Genomic DNA, 15,647 nt, shown 5'->3' with positions numbered 1-15,647 from the left:
GGACGAGGACTACCGCCCGGCCGTGAGCCGGTCACCGATGGCCCGCAGCCCGGCGAGGTCGTGCACATCGCCGGGCAGGGCCGCCACTTCGGTCACCGCCACCTCGGGATGGAGCGCGGTGAAGCGGTCCCGCGTGCGCTGCTCACGCGCGAGCACCCGCATGCGCTCGGCATGCAGGTGGAGGAGTCCCGCGGTGAGACGGCGCACGTCGACGTCTTCCGTGTCGACTGCGTCGAGTTCCTGTGCCGGTGCGGCTGTGGGGGCAGCCTCGGGTACGGGAGTTGGGGCGGTGGCGGCGGTGGCGAGGTCGGACGGCTCGTGCTCGTGCTCGGTGGCCGGGGAGCCACTTCGGTCAGTCTTCCCGGGCCCCTGATCCACCATGCGCTTCTCGTCAAGATTTTCCGCCGCGGCCCGCGCCCGCTCGGCCGACAGCCGGGCGGCGCCACTGCCGTGCACCCGGTTGAGAACCAGACCCGCGAGCGGCATCCCCTCGGCGGCCAGCCGCTCCACGAAGTACGCGGCCTCGCGCAGCGCGTCCCGCTCCGGCGTGGCCACCACGAGGAAGGCCGTGCCCGGGGCCTGCAGCAGCTTGTACGTGGCGTCCGCGCGGGTCCTGAACCCGCCGAACATCGTGTCCATCGCCGCCACGAACGTCTGCACGTCCTTCAGGAACTGACCCCCCAGCAGCTTCCCCAGGGTCCCCGTCATCATCGACATGCCGACGTTGAGGAACTTCATCCCGGCCCGGCCGCCCACCTTCGCCGGCGCCATGAGCAGCTTGATGAACTTCCCGTCGAGGAAGGATCCGAGCCGCTTCGGCGCGTCGAGGAAGTCGAGCGCGGACCGGGACGGCGGGGTGTCCACGACGATCAGGTCCCACTCGTCGCGGGCCCGGAGCTGGCCCAGCTTCTCCATCGCCATGTACTCCTGCGTACCGGCGAATCCGGCCGACAGGGACTGGTAGAAGGGGTTCTCCAGGATCGCCCGAGCCCGGTCGGGCTCCGCGTGCGCCTCGACGATCTCGTCGAAGGTCCGCTTCATGTCCAGCATCATCGCGTGCAGTTCGCCGCCGTCGGAGCCCTTGATGCCGTCGACCTTGCGGGGGGTGTTGTCGAGGGAGTCGATCCCCATCGACTGGGCGAGCCGGCGGGCCGGGTCGATGGTGAGGACGACGACCCGCCGCCCCCGCTCCGCCGCCCGCACGCCGAGCGCCGCCGCCGTGGTCGTCTTGCCGACCCCGCCCGCGCCGCAGCAGACGATGATGCGGGTACCGCGATCGTCGATGAGCGGATCGAGCTCAAGCACGGGAACGGAATCGAGCCCGCTCGCCTCGGAAGGCGCGCCGCTGGCGTCGGACGTCGCGGCCGGGCCGCGGCCGTCGGGGGAATTCTCCGTCACGCACCCACCCCTTGCTTCCGCAGTCGCTTCGCCAGCCGGTAGAGCCCCGCGATGTCCGCCCCGTCGCCCAGGAACGGGAGCTCGTACGCGGGGACGCCGAGGCCGTCCAGCACCGCCCGCTGCGCCCGCTCGAGCTCCACCCGCCGGGCGTGCTCGACCGCCTGGTCGAGGAGCGGCTCGACGAGCGTCGTGCCCCCCGCGACGCCGACCGAGGCGAGCGTCCGCGCGATGGCGTCCCGGTGGTCGCCGGAGGCGGCCCGTACCGCCGCCTCGTCGAGGACGTGCGGCCGCACCATGTTCACCACGACCCTGCCCACCGGCAGTTCGGCCGCGCGGAGCTCCGCGATGCCGTCCGCGGTCTCCTGGACGGGCATCTCCTCCAGGAGGGTCACCAGATGGACCGCCGTCTCGGGGGACTTGAGGACCCGCATGACGGCCTGCGCCTGATTGTGTATCGGGCCGATCCTGGCCAGGCCCGCCACCTCGTCGTTCACGTTGAGGAAGCGGGTGATGCGGCCGGTCGGGGGCGCGTCCATGACCACGTGGTCGTACGTGTGGCCGCCGTGCTTCTCGCGCCGCCGGACCGCCTCGCACGCCTTGCCGGTCAGCAGGACGTCCCGTACCCCCGGCGCTATCGTCGTCGCGAAGTCGATCGCGCCGAGCTTCTTCAGGGCCCGCCCCGCCCCGCCCAGTTTGTAGAACATCTGGAGGTAGTCGAGGAGCGCGCGCTCGGCGTCGATCGCCAGCGCGTACACCTCCCCGCCGCCCGGCGCGACGGCGATCTTGCGCTCCTCGTACGGAAGCGCCTCCGTCTCGAAGAGCTGTGCGATGCCCTGTCTGCCTTCGACCTCGACGAGGAGGGTCCGCTTGCCCTCCGTCGCGAGGGCGAGCGCGAGGGCGGCGGCGACCGTCGTCTTACCGGTACCGCCCTTGCCGCTGACGACCTGGAGCCTGCTCACGCTGTCGAGCCTAACCACTGGCGGCCGTGCCCAATCAGGAGGCCGCCCCGGAGAAGACCCCTAGGGGGTGCCGCGCGATCGGGGCCGGGCCCGCGACGCCTGGCGCCGCGCCTCGCCGCGGCCGCCGCCTTCGGGGCCGCCTCGGAGGGGGCGCCCCGCGGCAGCGGATACAGTCGGGCCCATGACCAAGTGGGAGTACGTCACGGTGCCGCTTCTGGTGCACGCGACCAAGCAGATTCTGGACACCTGGGGCGAGGACGGCTGGGAGCTCGTCCAGGTCGTGCCCGGGCCGAACAACCCCGAGCAGCTCGTGGCCTACCTGAAGCGGGCCAAGTCGTGAGCGGGGCCGTCGAGGCGAAGCTCGCCGAGCTCGGCCTGACCCTGCCGGCCGTCGTGCCGCCGCTGGCCGCGTACCAGCCGGCCGTGCAGTCGGGCGTGTACGTCTACACCTCGGGCCAGCTCCCGATGGTGGGCGGCGAGCTCCAGCTGACCGGCAAGGTCGGCGGCGAGGTCACCGCGGAGGAGGCCAAGAAGCTCGCGGCCACCTGCGCGCTGAACGCGCTCGCGGCCGTGAAGTCGGTCGCCGGTGACCTGGACCGGATCAAGCGGGTCGTGAAGGTCGTCGGCTTCGTCGCCTCCGCCCCCGACTTCACCGGGCAGCCGGGCGTCATCAACGGCGCCAGCGAGCTGCTCGGCGCGGTCCTCGGCGACAAGGGCGTGCACGCCCGCAGCGCCGTCGGCGTGACCGTGCTGCCGCTCGACGCGCCGGTCGAGGTCGAGGTCCAGGTGGAGCTGGTCGAGGCCTGAGCCCTGCCGCAGGCGACACGGAGCCGGTTCTCCCGCGCGGGCCCGCAAGGGTCCACCCGGCGAGAACCGGCTCTCGTGCATTCAGGTGGTTGCGCATAGCATCCGGCCATGTCGAATGGTCAGCCGAAGCAGTCGAACGGTCAGTGGTACCCGCCGGAGTGGCCCGACCGCATCCGCGCCCTCGCCGCCGGTGAGCTCACCCCCGTGACGCCCCGCCGCGCCGCCACCGTGCTGCTGCTGCGGGACGGCGACACCGGGGCCGGGCCAGAGGTGCACATGCTGCGCCGCCGCACCTCGATGGCCTTCGCGGGCGGCGCGTACGCCTATCCCGGCGGCGGGGTCGACCCCCGTGACGAGCACCCGGTGCGCTGGGCGGGGCCCTCCCGCGAGACCTGGGCCGACCGGCTTGGCCTCGACGACCCCGCGCAGGCCCAGGCCGTGGTCTGCGCCGCCGTACGCGAGACGTACGAGGAGGCGGGCGTCCTGCTGGCCGGGGAGACCGGTGACGAGGTCGTCGGGGACACGACGGGCGAGGACTGGGAGCGGGACCGGGAGGCGCTCGTCGCCCGGGAGCTGTCCTTCGCCGACTTCCTGGACCGGCGCGGCCTGGTGCTGCGCTCCGACCTGCTCGGCGCGTGGGCCCGCTGGATCACCCCGGAGTTCGAGCAGCGCCGGTACGACACCTGGTTCTTCGTGGCCGCGCTGCCGGCCGGTCAGCGCACCCGGAACGCCTCGACGGAGGCCGACCGCACGGTGTGGATCCGCCCGGCGGAAGCCGCCGCCGGCTACGACCGGGGGGAGCTGACGATGATGCCGCCGACGATCTCGACCCTGCGGACCCTGGAGGGGTACGGCACGGCCGCCGAGGCGCTCGCGGGGGCGCGGGAGCAGGACATGACGCCCGTCCTCGCGCGGGCGCGTCTCGACGGCGACGAGCTGGTCCTGAGCTGGCCGGGCCACGAGGAGTTCACCAAGATCATTCCGATGGGAGGCGCCCGATGAGCGACGCCGCCGCTCTGCCCGGGCAGCCGCGCGGACTCGTGGTCTCGGGGCCCGCGACCGACCGCGCGGTGAACGTCCTCGCGCCCAACCCGTCCGCGATGACCCTCGACGGCACCAACACCTGGCTCCTCTCCGAGCCCGGCTCCGAGCTGGCCGTCGCCGTCGACCCGGGCCCGCTCGACGAGGGGCATCTGCGGCACGTGATCGACACCGCCGCGAAGCTCGGCAAGCGGGTCGCGCTCACCCTGCTCACCCACGGCCACCCGGACCACGCGGAGGGCGCCGCCCGTTTCGCGGAGCTGACCGGGACGGCCGTACGGGCCCTGGATCCGGCGCTGCGGCTGGGCGACGAGGGGCTCGGCGCGGGGGACGTGGTGACGGTCGGCGGTCTGGAGCTGCGGGTGGTCCCGACGCCCGGCCACACCTCGGACTCGCTCTCCTTCCACCTGCCGGCCGACCGCGCGGTGCTGACCGGGGACACGATCCTGGGGCGCGGGACGACGATGGTCGCCCATCCGGACGGGCGCCTCGGCGACTACCTGGACTCGCTGCGGCGGCTGCGCTCGCTGACGGTCGACGACGGGGTGCACACGGTGCTGCCGGGGCACGGGCCGGTCCTGGAGGACGCGCAGGGGGCCGTGGAGTTCTATCTGGCGCACCGGGCGAGCCGGCTCGCCCAGGTCGAGACGGCGGTCGAGAACGGCCACCGGACGGCCGCGGAGGTCGTCGCCCATGTGTACGCGGACGTGGACCGCTCGCTGTGGCCGGCCGCCGAGCTGTCCGTGAGGGCGCAGCTGGAGTACCTGAGGGAGCGGGGCCTGGTGTAGGCGGCCCGGGGCTGGGGCTGGCCCCCCGGGCCCTGGGGCCTCGGGGGCCGGAGGGGGCCGTGGTTCGGCTGACGTCACGATCCTGTCCCGAGGCCGACCCCGGCCCAGCGGAGCACTTGACCTGTGTTTTACGCTCCGCTTACTTCTGGCCTAGCTTTCGGGGGGAACGCCCGTGTTCGTCATCGCCATCCTGCTGGTCATAGCCGCAGTGGTGCTCTACTTCGTCGGTCGCGCCAACGACTCCAAGGGGCTGAAGTTCGGCGCCCTCGGCGCGGTCCTGGCCGGCCTGTTCTCGTTGATCGTGAGCATGACGTACGTGATCAGCGCGTACGAGGTCGGCGTACCGGTCGCGTTCGGCAAGGTCGGCTCGCCCATGACCTCGGGCATGCACGTGAAGTCGCCGTTCACCGACGTCACCACCTTCTCCACCCGCCCCGTCGACCTCAACCTCTCCGACAAGGACGTGGTCGAGGTCCGCTCCTCGCAGGGCGGTGTCATGTACGTCGAGGTGACGGTGAAGTGGGCCGTCGTCCCGACCAAGGCCGTGGAGCTCTACAAGCTCGCGGGCAGCGAGGACACCGTCCAGCAGCGGCTCGTCTACCCCGACAGCCGCGAGATCGTCCGTAACGTCTTCGCCCGCTACACCAGCGAGCAGGGCTACGCCTCGGACCGCGAGAAGATCAACGCCGAGATCGGCACCCTGATCAAGGAGCGGCTGGCCCCGCGCGGCATCGACGTGACCACGGTCAACCTGCGCAACGTGAAGCCCTCGGACGCCCTCCAGGGCCAGATCGACCGCAAGATCCAGCAGCAGCAGGCCACCGAGCGGGCCACCGAGGCCGCCCGTACCGCCAAGGCCGAGGCCGACCGGCGCCGGATCGAGGCGGAGGGCATCGCCCGCGCCAACAAGATCCTCAACGAGTCGCTGACCGACAAGGTCCTGATGAACCAGTGCATCGACGCCTTCAAGGAGGCGGCGGCGAAGAACGCGGTCTACGCCGTGCCCTGCGGGAACGGTTCCTCCGCACCGGTGATCGTGGACGGCTCCAAGCGCTGACCCGGCGCCCGTACGGCGAAGGCCGCCCCGGTCCGACTGGACCTGGGCGGCCTTCTCGCGTGCGTACGGAGACCTGGGCGGCCTTCTCGCGTGCGGGCGGAGCGTGTGCCTAGCGCGAGCGCTTCGCGAGGCGCTCCACGTCCAGCAGGATCACCGCGCGGGCCTCCAGGCGCAGCCAGCCGCGCTGGGCGAAGTCGGCGAGCGCCTTGTTGACCGTCTCGCGGGAGGCGCCGACCAGCTGGGCCAGCTCCTCCTGGGTGAGGTCGTGGACGACGTGGATGCCCTCCTCCGACTGCACGCCGAAGCGGCGCGACAGGTCGAGGAGCGCGCGGGCGACACGGCCCGGAACGTCGGAGAAGACCAGGTCGGACATCTGGTCGTTGGTCTTGCGCAGACGGCGGGCGACGGCGCGAAGCAGCGCGGTGGCCACCTCCGGGCGGGCGTTCAGCCAGGGCTGGAGGTCGCCGTGGCCGAGGCCGAGCAGCTTGACCTCGGTCAGCGCGGTCGCGGTCGCGGTGCGCGGGCCCGGGTCGAAGAGCGACAGCTCGCCGATCAGCTCGCCGGGGCCGAGGACGGCCAGCATGTTCTCGCGGCCGTCGGGGGAGGTGCGGTGCAGCTTCACCTTGCCCTCGGTGACCACGTACAGGCGGTCGCCGGGGTCGCCCTCGTGGAAGAGCGCGTCGCCACGGGCGAGCGTCGCCTCACTCATCGAGGCGCGCAGCTCGGCAGCCTGCTCGTCATCGAGCGCCGCGAAGAGCGGGGCGCGCCGCAGAACGTCGTCCACGAGTTCTCTCCATACTGTCGACCTGCTCAGGGACCTGGGTCCCATGATGCCGGACGTACAAAACAGTGCGATCAATCACAACAAGTTTGACGCACCGAGCCGCCCGTCCGTACGTCAGGGGCCCGATTGGGCGCTGATCGGCCACGCCCGGGGCGGATGTCGGCGGGGGCCCCTAGGCTGGCCGGGTGTCCAACTCGCCGGTGAGAGCGCAGGCCAAGGGGGCTGAAAGAGTGTCGGGCGAAGGTAATTCCGCCGTGGGCGAACACGGCGTGTCGAAACAGGCGAAAGCCGCAAATCGGAAGCGGACCGAGCCCGCGAAGCCGACGAAGTCGGTGAAGCCCGCCAAGCCCGAGTCGCGGCTCGGGATGGTCCGGCGGGCGCGCAAGATCAACCGCGAGCTCGCCGAGGTCTACCCGTACGCCCATCCGGAGCTCGACTTCCGCAACCCCTTCGAGCTGCTCGTCGCCACGGTCCTCTCCGCGCAGACCACCGACCTGCGGGTCAACCAGACCACCCCGGCCCTCTTCGCGAAGTACCCCACGCCCGAGGACCTTGCCGCCGCCGTGCCCGAAGAGGTCGAGGAGCTCATCCGCCCCACCGGCTTCTTCCGCGCCAAGACCAAGTCGATCATGGGCCTCGCCACCGCCCTCAGGGACGACTTCGACGGCGAGGTCCCCGGCCGCCTCGACGACCTCGTCAAGCTCCCCGGAGTCGGCCGCAAGACCGCCTTCGTCGTCCTCGGCAACGCCTTCGGAGTCCCCGGGATCACCGTCGACACCCACTTCATGCGCCTCGCCCGGCGCTGGAAGTGGACCGAGTCCGACGACCCCGTGAAGATCGAGGCCGAGGTCGCCACGATCTTCCCGAAGAGCGAGTGGACGATGCTCTCGCACCGGGTCATCTTCCACGGCCGCCGCATCTGCCACGCCCGCAAGCCGGCGTGCGGCGCCTGCCCCATCGCCCACCTCTGCCCCGCGTACGGGGAGGGCGAGACCGACCCCGAGAAGGCGAAGAAGCTGCTCAAGTACGAGAAGGGCGGCTTCCCCGGCCAGCGGCTCAACCCGCCGCCCGACTACCCGGGCCGCCCCGCGCCCCCGCTGGGCGCGAGCGAGGCCTGAAGCCCGCCCGAGACCGAGGCCCGAAGCTCACCCGAGACCCAGGCCCGAAGCCCGCCTGGAACCCCGCCGGGACGCCGCAGGCGCTCCGGCGGGAACGAACCCGTCCATCGATCGCGTTGTGAAACCCGGGGGTGCCTATGACGCGCACTGACGAAGAGATCCACGGACCCGGCACCGCCGGGCTGCTCAGCAGGGACGGCCTGCCGGACTGGCTCGGCCCCGTCGACCGGGCCGCCCGCACGGTCCGGCCCGAGCAGCTGAGCAGCTTCCTGCCGCCCACCAGCGGCGCCGGACGCCAGTCCGCCGTGCTCGTCCTCTTCGGCGAGGGGGAGCGCGGCCCCGAGCTGCTGCTCATGGAGCGCGCCGGCAGCCTGCGCTCGCACGCCGGGCAGCCCTCCTTCCCCGGCGGCGCCCTCGACCCCGAGGACGGCGACCCGGCCGACGGCGGGCTGCTGCGCGCCGCCCTCCGCGAGGCCCGGGAGGAGACCGGCCTCGACCCGGCCGGCGTCCAGCTCTTCGGGGTGCTGCCCCAGCTGTACATCCCGGTCAGCCGCTTCGTCGTCACCCCGGTCCTCGGCTGGTGGCGTACGCCGAGCCCCGTCGGGGTCGTCGACCCCGGCGAGACCGCCCGGGTCTTCACCGTCCCCGTGGCGGATCTCACGGATCCCGCGCACCGCGCGACCACCGTCCACCCGAGCGGCCACGAGGGCCCGGCCTTCCTGGTCGAGTCCGCGCTGGTCTGGGGTTTTACCGCCGGAGTGATCGACCGGCTGCTGCACTACTCCGGCTGGGAGCGACCCTGGGACCGGTCCAAGAAGGTCCCGCTCGACTGGCGCTCATGACAGGCTGATCCCCGGCGAACGAAGGCTGACCCCCGGCGAACAGGCTGATCCCGGCGACCGGAAACGAATCTGCGAGGCAATTGACGGTGAACGTGCTCGACATCCTGTTGCTGCTCGCCGCCGTGTGGTTCGCGGTCATCGGTTACCGCCAGGGATTCGTGGTCGGCATCCTCTCCGTGATCGGCTTCCTCGGCGGCGGTCTGGCCGCCGTGCTGCTGCTGCCGATCCTCTGGAACGCGCTGACCGACAACAGCGACGTCTCGACCACGGCGACGGTCGTGTTCGTGATGGTGGTCATCGTCAGCGCCTCGGTCGGCCAGGCCCTCACCACCCACCTCGGCAACAAACTCAGCCGGCACATCACCTGGTCGCCCGCCCGCGCCCTCGACGCCACCGGCGGCGCCCTGGTGAACGTCGTGGCGATGCTGCTCGTGGCCTGGCTGATCGGGTCCTTCCTGGCCAACACCTCGATACCCACCGTCGGCAAGCAGGTGCGCAACTCCAAGGTCCTCCTCGGAGTCGAGCAGGTGATGCCCGATCAGGCGTCCGGCTGGTTCGACAACTTCCGGTCCATCCTGGCCCGCAGCGGCTTCCCGCCGGTCTTCAGCCCCTTCACCGACGAGCCGATCACCCCGGTCATGCCGCCCGACCCCGCGCTCGCCGACAGCCCGGTCGTCGCCCGCGCCCAGCGCTCCATCGTGAAGGTCGTCGGCACCGCGCAGAGCTGCGGCAAGGTCCTCGAAGGCACCGGCTTCGTCTTCGCCGACCGCCGGATCATGACCAACGCCCATGTCGTCGGCGGCGTCGACGAGCCGACCGTCCAGATCGGCGGCGAAGGCAGGCTCTACGACGCCAAGGTCGTCCTCTACGACTGGCGGCGCGACATCGCCGTCCTGGACGTGCCGGACCTCAAGGCCACGCCGCTGAACTTCACCGACGACGACGCCCGCAGCGGGGACGACGCGATCGTCGCCGGATTCCCGGAGAACGGTTCGTACGACGTGCGCTCGGCGCGCGTGCGCGGCCGGATCAACGCGGACGGGCCCGACATCTACCGCCGGGGCGAGGTGCGCAGGGACGTGTACTCGCTGTACACGACGGTCCGCCAGGGCAACTCCGGCGGCCCGCTCCTCACCGAGGACGGCGAGGTGTACGGCGTGATCTTCGCCCGCTCCCTCGACGACGCGAACACCGGCTACGCCCTGACGGTCGACGAGATCCGCGAGGACATCGAGCTCGGCCGGACCGCCGCCCAGCAGGTCGACACCCAGGGCTGCGCCCTGTAGCCCCCCCGAGGCCCCCTAGGGGGTGTCGCGGGGGTGCCTGAGCCGGGCCGACACCCAGCGGGCCCGGCGGCGGAGGATGCGCGAGATCCCCACCTCCTGCCCGCCGTGCGCGGCGCTCTGGTCCGGCGGTCCCGCCCCCTCGGGGGAGCGCTGCCCGGCGGCCGAGCGTCGGTTGCGTGCGGTCGTGTCACCGTAGTCGTGCGTCCAGCCCATACCTCGACGTCTGCCCGGGCCCCAAGGTCGGTAACCGCCCGGGGGCCCGCCAATCGGAGTATGCGCGGGGCACATGGCCGTTCGAAGGAAGTCTGTACGCCCCGGTGCGGGCAGAGGGACCGTCAGCGGCCGGGACCGAGGGCCCGGGCCGCCGGGACCGAGCGCCCGGGGCGGTCGGACCGGACCGTCAGCGGTCGGGCTCGGGGTCCTTCAGCCAGTTGACGAGCTCCGTGGAGAAGGCCACCGGGTCCTCCTCGTGCGGGAAGTGGCCCAGACCGTCGAAGAGCCGCCAGCGGTACGGCGCCTCCACGTACTGGCCCGAGCCCGCCGCGCTCCGGGTCCGCATCACCGGGTCGAGGGAGCCGTGCAGATGGAGCGTCGGAACCCGCACCGGCCGCTTCATGCGCCGGTTGAACTGGATGCCGTCCGGGCGGGCCAGGGAGCGGACCATCCAGCGGTACGGCTCGATCGAGCAGTGCGCCGTCGACGGAACCAGCATCGCCCGGCGGTACACGTCGATCGCCGCGTCCTCCGAGGCCGGCCGGGGCCCCGACCAGTCCTCGATCAACTCGCCCACCAGCGCCGCCTCGTCCGCGACGAGCTGACGCTCCGGCAGCCACGGCCGCTGGAAACCCCAGATGTGCGAGCCGGCCCGCGACTGGGCGAAGTCGGAGAGCATCGCCGAGCGCCAGCGGCGCGGGTGCGGCATCGAGGAGACCACCAGCCGGCGGACCAGCTTGGGCCGCATCACGGCCGCCGTCCAGGCGAGGTAGCCGCCCAGGTCGTGTCCGACGAGCGCCGCGTCGGGCTCGCCCAGGGAGCGGATCACGCCGGTGACGTCGAGGGCCAGGTTGGCGGGGTCGTAACCCCGCGGCGTGCGGTCGCTGCCGCCGACCCCGCGCAGGTCCATCGCGACGGCCCGGAACCCGGCCTCGGCGAGGACCGGCAGCTGATGGCGCCAGGTCCACCAGAACTGCGGGAAGCCGTGCAGGAGCAGCACGAGCGGGCCGTCGCCCATCTCGGCGATGTGGAAGCGGGCGCCGTTGGCCGCCACGTCGCGATGGGTCCACGGCCCGTCGAGCCGGACGGGCCCGCCGTTGCTGCTCTCGGGGAGGGTCATACCGATGAGCGTGCCACAGCGGCGGCCTTCTCCAGCGCCGGGCGCTGCTCCGGACGGGGGTGCGGCTTCGCGTTCTGCATGATCGCCGCGGTCTGCTTGGCGGAGGCGATGGACTTCTCCGGCGGCTTGACCTTCTTGAACTTGGCGACCGCGATGGCCCCCAGGAGGCCCGCGAGCAGCACGTTGAAGGCGAAGGACAGCAGGAAGCACCAGACGAGGTTCCAGCCGCCGTTGCCGTTGTGCCCGCCGGTCCAGGTGTTGATGGCGTACGCGAGTGCGAAGCTCAGCATCGGCAGCGAGAACAGCAGCACCACGAGGGCACCGATGCCCATGATGCTGCCGAGCGCGCCGCGCTTGACGTCCTGTCGCAGTTCGGCCTTGGCCAGGGCGATCTCATCGTGCACCAGCGCGGACATCTCGGCGGTCGCCGAGGCGACCAGCTGGCCGAGGCTGCGCTCGGTGCCGTCGAACGGGTCGCTCATCGCTGCTCCCTCTTCTCTTCTGCGGTCCGAGTTCTCTTCTACGCGGTCCGACTCAGATCATGCCGGACGGTCGGCCCCGTCGCGCGGTGCCCCCGCCAGTTGGGCGCGCTCCCGGTGTTCGGCGGCCTTCCGCTCGTAGATCTCGGCCATCCGCAGGTGGTACGCCGGGTTGTCCTCCTCGTAGATGTCCGGGATGCCGTCCTGGTCGTCGTCGCGCTCCTCGTCGGAGACCAGCGCCTGGTACTTGCGGACCCGGAGCTTCAGCAGGACGGAGGCGAGGACGGCCGCGATGAGCGAGCCCATGAGCACCGAGGCCTTCACCTCGTCCGTGAGGGCCTCGTCGCCCGCGAAGGCCAGTTCGCCGATGAGCAGCGAGACGGTGAAGCCGATCCCGGCGAGCGAGGCGACGGCGAACACGTCCGGCCAGGCCAGGTCCGGGTTGAGCTCCGCCTTGGTGAAGCGGGCGGCGAGCCAGGTGCCGCCGAAGATGCCGAGCGCCTTGCCGACGACGAGGCCCAGGACGACGCCGAGGGTGACGGGCTCGGTGAAGACGTCGCGGAGCGCGCCGCCGGAGACGCTCACCCCGGCCGAGAACAGCGCGAACAGCGGGACGGCGAGGCCGGCCGAGAGCGGGCGGACGAGGTGCTCGATGTGCTCGCCGGGGGAGTGCCGCTCGCCTTCGCGGGTGGTGCAGCGGAGCATCAGGCCCATGGCGACACCGGCGATGGTGGCGTGGACGCCGCTGTTGTACATGAGGGCCCAGATGACCAGGGCCAGCGGGACGTACACGTACCAGCCGCGGACGCCCTTGCGGAGCAGCAGCCAGAAGAGGACGAGTCCGGCGACGGCCCCGCCGAGGGCGGCGAAGTTCAGGTCGCTGGTGAAGAAGATCGCGATGATCAGGATCGCGAAGAGGTCGTCGACGACGGCGAGGGTGAGCAGGAAGGCGCGCAGCGCGGAGGGCAGTGACGTGCCGATGACGGCGAGGACGGCGAGCGCGAAGGCGATGTCGGTGGCGGTGGGGACGGCCCAGCCGTCCGTCGAGCCGTCGCCGAGGACGTTGACCAGGGTGTAGACGAGGGCGGGTACGGCCATGCCGCAGATCGCGGCGATCACGGGCAGCGCGGCGGCCTTGGGGTCGCGCAGCTCGCCCGCGACGAGCTCGCGCTTGAGCTCGATGCCGGCGACGAAGAAGAAGACCGCGAGGAGGCCGTCGGCGGCCCAGTGCTGGATCGACAGGTCGAGGCCGAGGGCGGCGGGGCCTATGTGGAAGTCGCTGACCGATTCGTAGCTGTCGCTGATCGGGGTGTTGGCCCAGATGAGGGCGGCGACGGCGGCGGCGAGGAGCAGGACGCCGCCGACGGTCTCGGTGCGGAGGGCGTCGGTGAGGTAGCGCCGCTCGGGCAGGGAGAGACGGCCGAGGAACTTGCGGTCGGTCGGTGCGGGCGGGGACACGGGGGAAACCTCCGGTCGGTGGGCAGGGCGAAGCACATGCCGACCAGACTTCCCGGCGCACCTAGGTTTCTTACCGCGTCGTTGACGCGTTCTTTACTTTACCTAACGAGCGCGCGTGGTGTCCGGCGAGACTCACTTTAGGGAGAATTGCCCCGTTCGTCCCCTCGGGGTGGGGCAAGCGAAACGCCCGCCCCGAGTGGCTCGGGGCGGGCGTCCGTGTCGCGGTGACACCGGGCTGCGGCTGTGGCCGTGCCCGCGTCGGCGGCTGGGGCGGGGGCTCAGTCCTCGCTGGAGGCGGCCGGCAGCTGGGTCTGGATGAGCGACATGACCGAGGAGTCGGTCAGGGTGGTGACGTCACCCAGCTCACGGTTCTCCGCCACGTCCCGCAGCAGACGGCGCATGATCTTGCCCGAGCGGGTCTTCGGCAGCTCCGCCACCGGCAGGATCCGCTTCGGCTTGGCGATCGGACCGAGGGTCGCGCCGACGTGGTTGCGCAGCTCGGCGACCAGGCTCTCGTCCTGGCTCGCCGAACCCCGCAGGATCACGAAGGCGACGATGGCCTGACCGGTCGTCTCGTCGGCGGCGCCGACGACGGCCGCCTCGGCGACGGACGGGTGCGAGACGAGGGCCGACTCGACCTCGGTGGTCGAGATGTTGTGACCCGAGACGAGCATGACGTCGTCGACCCGGCCGAGCAGCCAGATGTCGCCGTCGTCGTCCTTCTTCGCGCCGTCACCGGCGAAGTACTTGCCCTCGAAGCGGGACCAGTAGGTGTCGATGTAGCGCTGGTCGTCGCCCCAGATGGTGCGGAGCATCGACGGCCACGGCTCGGTGAGGACCAGGTAGCCACCGCCGCCGTTCGGCACCTCGTTGGCCTCGTCGTCGACGACGGTCGCCGCGATGCCGGGCAGCGGACGCTGCGCGGAGCCCGGCTTGGTCTCGGTGACGCCCGGCAGCGGCGAGATCATCATCGCGCCGGTCTCGGTCTGCCACCAGGTGTCCACGATCGGCGTCTTGCCCGCGCCGATGTGCTCGCGGTACCAGACCCATGCCTCGGGGTTGATCGGCTCGCCGACCGAACCGAGCACCCGGAGGCTCGACAGGTCGAACTTGGCGGGGATGTCGTCGCCCCACTTCATGAACGTCCGGATCGCGGTGGGCGCCGTGTAGAGGATCGTGACGCCGTACTTCTGCACGATCTCCCAGAACCGCCCCTGGTGCGGGGTGTCCGGCGTGCCCTCGTACATGACCTGCGTCGCGCCGTTGGCCAGCGGGCCGTAGACGATGTACGAGTGCCCGGTGACCCAGCCGATGTCGGCGGTGCACCAGTAGACGTCGGTCTCCGGCTTGAGGTCGAAGACGGCGTGGTGGGTGTACGCGGCCTGGGTGAGGTAGCCGCCGGAGGTGTGCAGGATGCCCTTCGGCTTACCCGTGGTGCCGGAGGTGTAGAGGATGAAGAGCGGGTGCTCCGCCTCGAAGGCCTCCGGGGTGTGCTCCGCCGACTGGCGGGTGACGATGTCGTCCCACCACACGTCACGGCCCTCGGTGAACGCGGTCTCCTGGCCCGTACGGCGGACCACCAGCACGTGCTCGACCTGCGGGCACTTGGCGACGGCCTCGTCGATGGCCGGCTTCAGCGCGCTCGGCTTGCCCCGGCGGTAGCCGCCGTCGGCGGTGACGACCAGCTTGGCGTCGGCGTCCTGGATGCGGGAGGCCACGGCGTCCGCCGAGAAGCCGCCGAAGACCACCGAGTGGGCGGCGCCGACGCGGGCGCAGGCCAGCATCGTGATGGCCGCCTCGGGGATCATCGGCAGGTAGACGGCGACGCGGTCGCCCTTGCGGACGCCCAGCTCGGTCAGGGCGTTGGCCGCCTTGGAGACCTCGTCCTTGAGCTCGGCGTAGGTGATCGCCCGGCTGTCGCCCGGCTCGCCCTCGAAGTGGATGGCGACCCGGTCGCCGTGGCCGGCCTCGACGTGCCGGTCGACGCAGTTGTACGCCACGTTCAGCTCGCCGTCCGCGAACCACTTGGCGAACGGCGGGTTCGACCAGTCGAGGGTCTCGGTCGGCTCGGTGGCCCAGGTCAGGCGCTTGGCCTGCTCGGCCCAGAAGCCCAGCCTGTCCGCCTTGGCCTGCTCGTACGCCTCCGCCGTCACGTTGGCGTGCGCGGCCAGCTCGGCGGGCGGCGAAAATCGACGCTCTTCCCGAAGCAGATTGGCCAGGCTTTCGTTGCTCACGACATCTCCCTTTCCCAGGGCGTCCTCTGTGCGTATGTGTCCCGCGTCATAGCTCATCAGTCG

At 71.7% G+C, this 15,647-nt stretch carries 16 protein-coding genes; 8 read left to right on the top strand and 8 right to left on the bottom strand.

Translation table 11 applies throughout. The features are described from left to right. Positions 1–9: 9 nt before the first annotated feature. Together bagB and bagA are read right to left on the bottom strand one after the other, a co-directional pair. Positions 10–1,305: an ATPase BagB gene (bagB, locus tag DEJ43_RS16690; RefSeq protein ID WP_051026105.1), complete on the bottom strand. Its 1,296-nt coding sequence runs from the start codon at positions 1,303–1,305 to the stop codon at positions 10–12. Positions 1,306–1,394: 89 nt separating this feature from the next. Beyond that, positions 1,395–2,357, bottom strand: a complete 963-nt coding sequence (bagA, locus tag DEJ43_RS16685; protein ID WP_069202164.1) for an ATPase BagA — start codon at positions 2,355–2,357, stop codon at positions 1,395–1,397. A gap of 181 nt (positions 2,358–2,538) precedes the next feature. On the opposite strand from bagA, the gene sp36 reads away from it, so the two are divergent. The 5 genes from sp36 (at position 2,539) to DEJ43_RS16660 (ending at position 6,050) form a co-directional block, all read left to right on the top strand. Next, complete coding sequence (gene sp36, locus DEJ43_RS16680; protein ID WP_015034547.1) at positions 2,539–2,697, top strand: Sp36 family protein; 159 nt, start codon at positions 2,539–2,541, stop codon at positions 2,695–2,697. Then, positions 2,694–3,164 (top strand): RidA family protein, encoded by a 471-nt coding sequence (locus DEJ43_RS16675; protein WP_015034546.1) that lies wholly within the window; start codon positions 2,694–2,696, stop codon positions 3,162–3,164. The genes sp36 and DEJ43_RS16675 overlap by 4 nt, the downstream gene beginning before the upstream one ends. Positions 3,165–3,272: 108 nt before the next feature. Further along, complete coding sequence (locus tag DEJ43_RS16670; RefSeq protein WP_015034545.1) at positions 3,273–4,166, top strand: NUDIX hydrolase; 894 nt, start codon at positions 3,273–3,275, stop codon at positions 4,164–4,166. Beyond that, positions 4,163–4,993: an MBL fold metallo-hydrolase gene (locus DEJ43_RS16665; protein WP_015034544.1), complete on the top strand. Its 831-nt coding sequence runs from the start codon at positions 4,163–4,165 to the stop codon at positions 4,991–4,993. The genes DEJ43_RS16670 and DEJ43_RS16665 overlap by 4 nt, the downstream gene beginning before the upstream one ends. 172 nt (positions 4,994–5,165) lie before the next feature. Then, positions 5,166–6,050: a prohibitin family protein gene (locus DEJ43_RS16660; protein ID WP_015034543.1), complete on the top strand. Its 885-nt coding sequence runs from the start codon at positions 5,166–5,168 to the stop codon at positions 6,048–6,050. Between the two features lie 109 nt (positions 6,051–6,159). On the opposite strand, the gene DEJ43_RS16655 is transcribed toward DEJ43_RS16660, so the two are convergent. Further along, positions 6,160–6,834: a Crp/Fnr family transcriptional regulator gene (locus DEJ43_RS16655; RefSeq protein ID WP_015034542.1), complete on the bottom strand. Its 675-nt coding sequence runs from the start codon at positions 6,832–6,834 to the stop codon at positions 6,160–6,162. A gap of 332 nt (positions 6,835–7,166) precedes the next feature. On the opposite strand from DEJ43_RS16655, the gene nth reads away from it, so the two are divergent. The 3 genes from nth (at position 7,167) to DEJ43_RS16640 (ending at position 10,080) form a co-directional block, all read left to right on the top strand. After that, positions 7,167–7,952, top strand: coding sequence for an endonuclease III (gene nth, locus DEJ43_RS16650; RefSeq protein WP_233448063.1), 786 nt, complete (start codon positions 7,167–7,169; stop codon positions 7,950–7,952). A 137-nt stretch (positions 7,953–8,089) separates the two neighbouring features. Then, complete coding sequence (locus DEJ43_RS16645) at positions 8,090–8,794, top strand: NUDIX hydrolase (RefSeq protein ID WP_015034540.1); 705 nt, start codon at positions 8,090–8,092, stop codon at positions 8,792–8,794. Between the two features lie 86 nt (positions 8,795–8,880). Next, positions 8,881–10,080: a MarP family serine protease gene (locus DEJ43_RS16640; protein WP_015034539.1), complete on the top strand. Its 1,200-nt coding sequence runs from the start codon at positions 8,881–8,883 to the stop codon at positions 10,078–10,080. A 15-nt stretch (positions 10,081–10,095) separates the two neighbouring features. Here the strand turns inward: DEJ43_RS16640 and DEJ43_RS16635 are convergent, their stop codons facing one another. The 5 genes from DEJ43_RS16635 to acs form a co-directional block, all read right to left on the bottom strand. Further along, positions 10,096–10,293, bottom strand: a complete 198-nt coding sequence (locus tag DEJ43_RS16635; protein WP_015034538.1) for a hypothetical protein — start codon at positions 10,291–10,293, stop codon at positions 10,096–10,098. A 187-nt stretch (positions 10,294–10,480) separates the two neighbouring features. Continuing rightward, positions 10,481–11,413, bottom strand: coding sequence for an alpha/beta fold hydrolase (locus DEJ43_RS16630; protein ID WP_015034537.1), 933 nt, complete (start codon positions 11,411–11,413; stop codon positions 10,481–10,483). Further along, positions 11,410–11,895 (bottom strand): phage holin family protein, encoded by a 486-nt coding sequence (locus DEJ43_RS16625; protein ID WP_015034536.1) that lies wholly within the window; start codon positions 11,893–11,895, stop codon positions 11,410–11,412. Before DEJ43_RS16625 ends, DEJ43_RS16630 begins: the two co-directional genes overlap by 4 nt. A gap of 57 nt (positions 11,896–11,952) precedes the next feature. Next, positions 11,953–13,350: a Na+/H+ antiporter NhaA gene (gene nhaA / locus DEJ43_RS16620; protein ID WP_041662555.1), complete on the bottom strand. Its 1,398-nt coding sequence runs from the start codon at positions 13,348–13,350 to the stop codon at positions 11,953–11,955. A 278-nt stretch (positions 13,351–13,628) separates the two neighbouring features. Continuing rightward, on the bottom strand, positions 13,629–15,584 hold the full coding sequence (gene acs / locus DEJ43_RS16615; RefSeq protein WP_041662553.1) for an acetate--CoA ligase: 1,956 nt from the start codon (positions 15,582–15,584) through the stop codon (positions 13,629–13,631). Positions 15,585–15,647 lie beyond the last annotated feature (63 nt).

The organism is Streptomyces venezuelae ATCC 10712 (genome assembly GCF_008639165.1).
GTDB lineage: Bacteria > Actinomycetota > Actinomycetes > Streptomycetales > Streptomycetaceae > Streptomyces > Streptomyces venezuelae.
This window is presented reverse-complemented; position numbering and strand designations above follow the sequence as displayed.

What these genes read in the sequence shown, in the direction of transcription:
- DEJ43_RS16665 (WP_015034544.1), top strand. Translation starts at nt 4,163, where the DNA reads ATGAGCGACGCCGCCGCTCTGCCCGGGCAGCCGCGCGGACTCGTGGTC.
- DEJ43_RS16645 (WP_015034540.1), top strand. Translation starts at nt 8,090, where the DNA reads ATGACGCGCACTGACGAAGAGATCCACGGACCCGGCACCGCCGGGCTG.
- DEJ43_RS16670 (WP_015034545.1), top strand. Translation starts at nt 3,273, where the DNA reads ATGTCGAATGGTCAGCCGAAGCAGTCGAACGGTCAGTGGTACCCGCCG.
- sp36 (WP_015034547.1), top strand. Translation starts at nt 2,539, where the DNA reads ATGACCAAGTGGGAGTACGTCACGGTGCCGCTTCTGGTGCACGCGACC.
- DEJ43_RS16630 (WP_015034537.1), bottom strand. Translation starts at nt 11,413, where the DNA reads ATGACCCTCCCCGAGAGCAGCAACGGCGGGCCCGTCCGGCTCGACGGG.
- DEJ43_RS16635 (WP_015034538.1), bottom strand. Translation starts at nt 10,293, where the DNA reads ATGGGCTGGACGCACGACTACGGTGACACGACCGCACGCAACCGACGC.
- DEJ43_RS16625 (WP_015034536.1), bottom strand. Translation starts at nt 11,895, where the DNA reads ATGAGCGACCCGTTCGACGGCACCGAGCGCAGCCTCGGCCAGCTGGTC.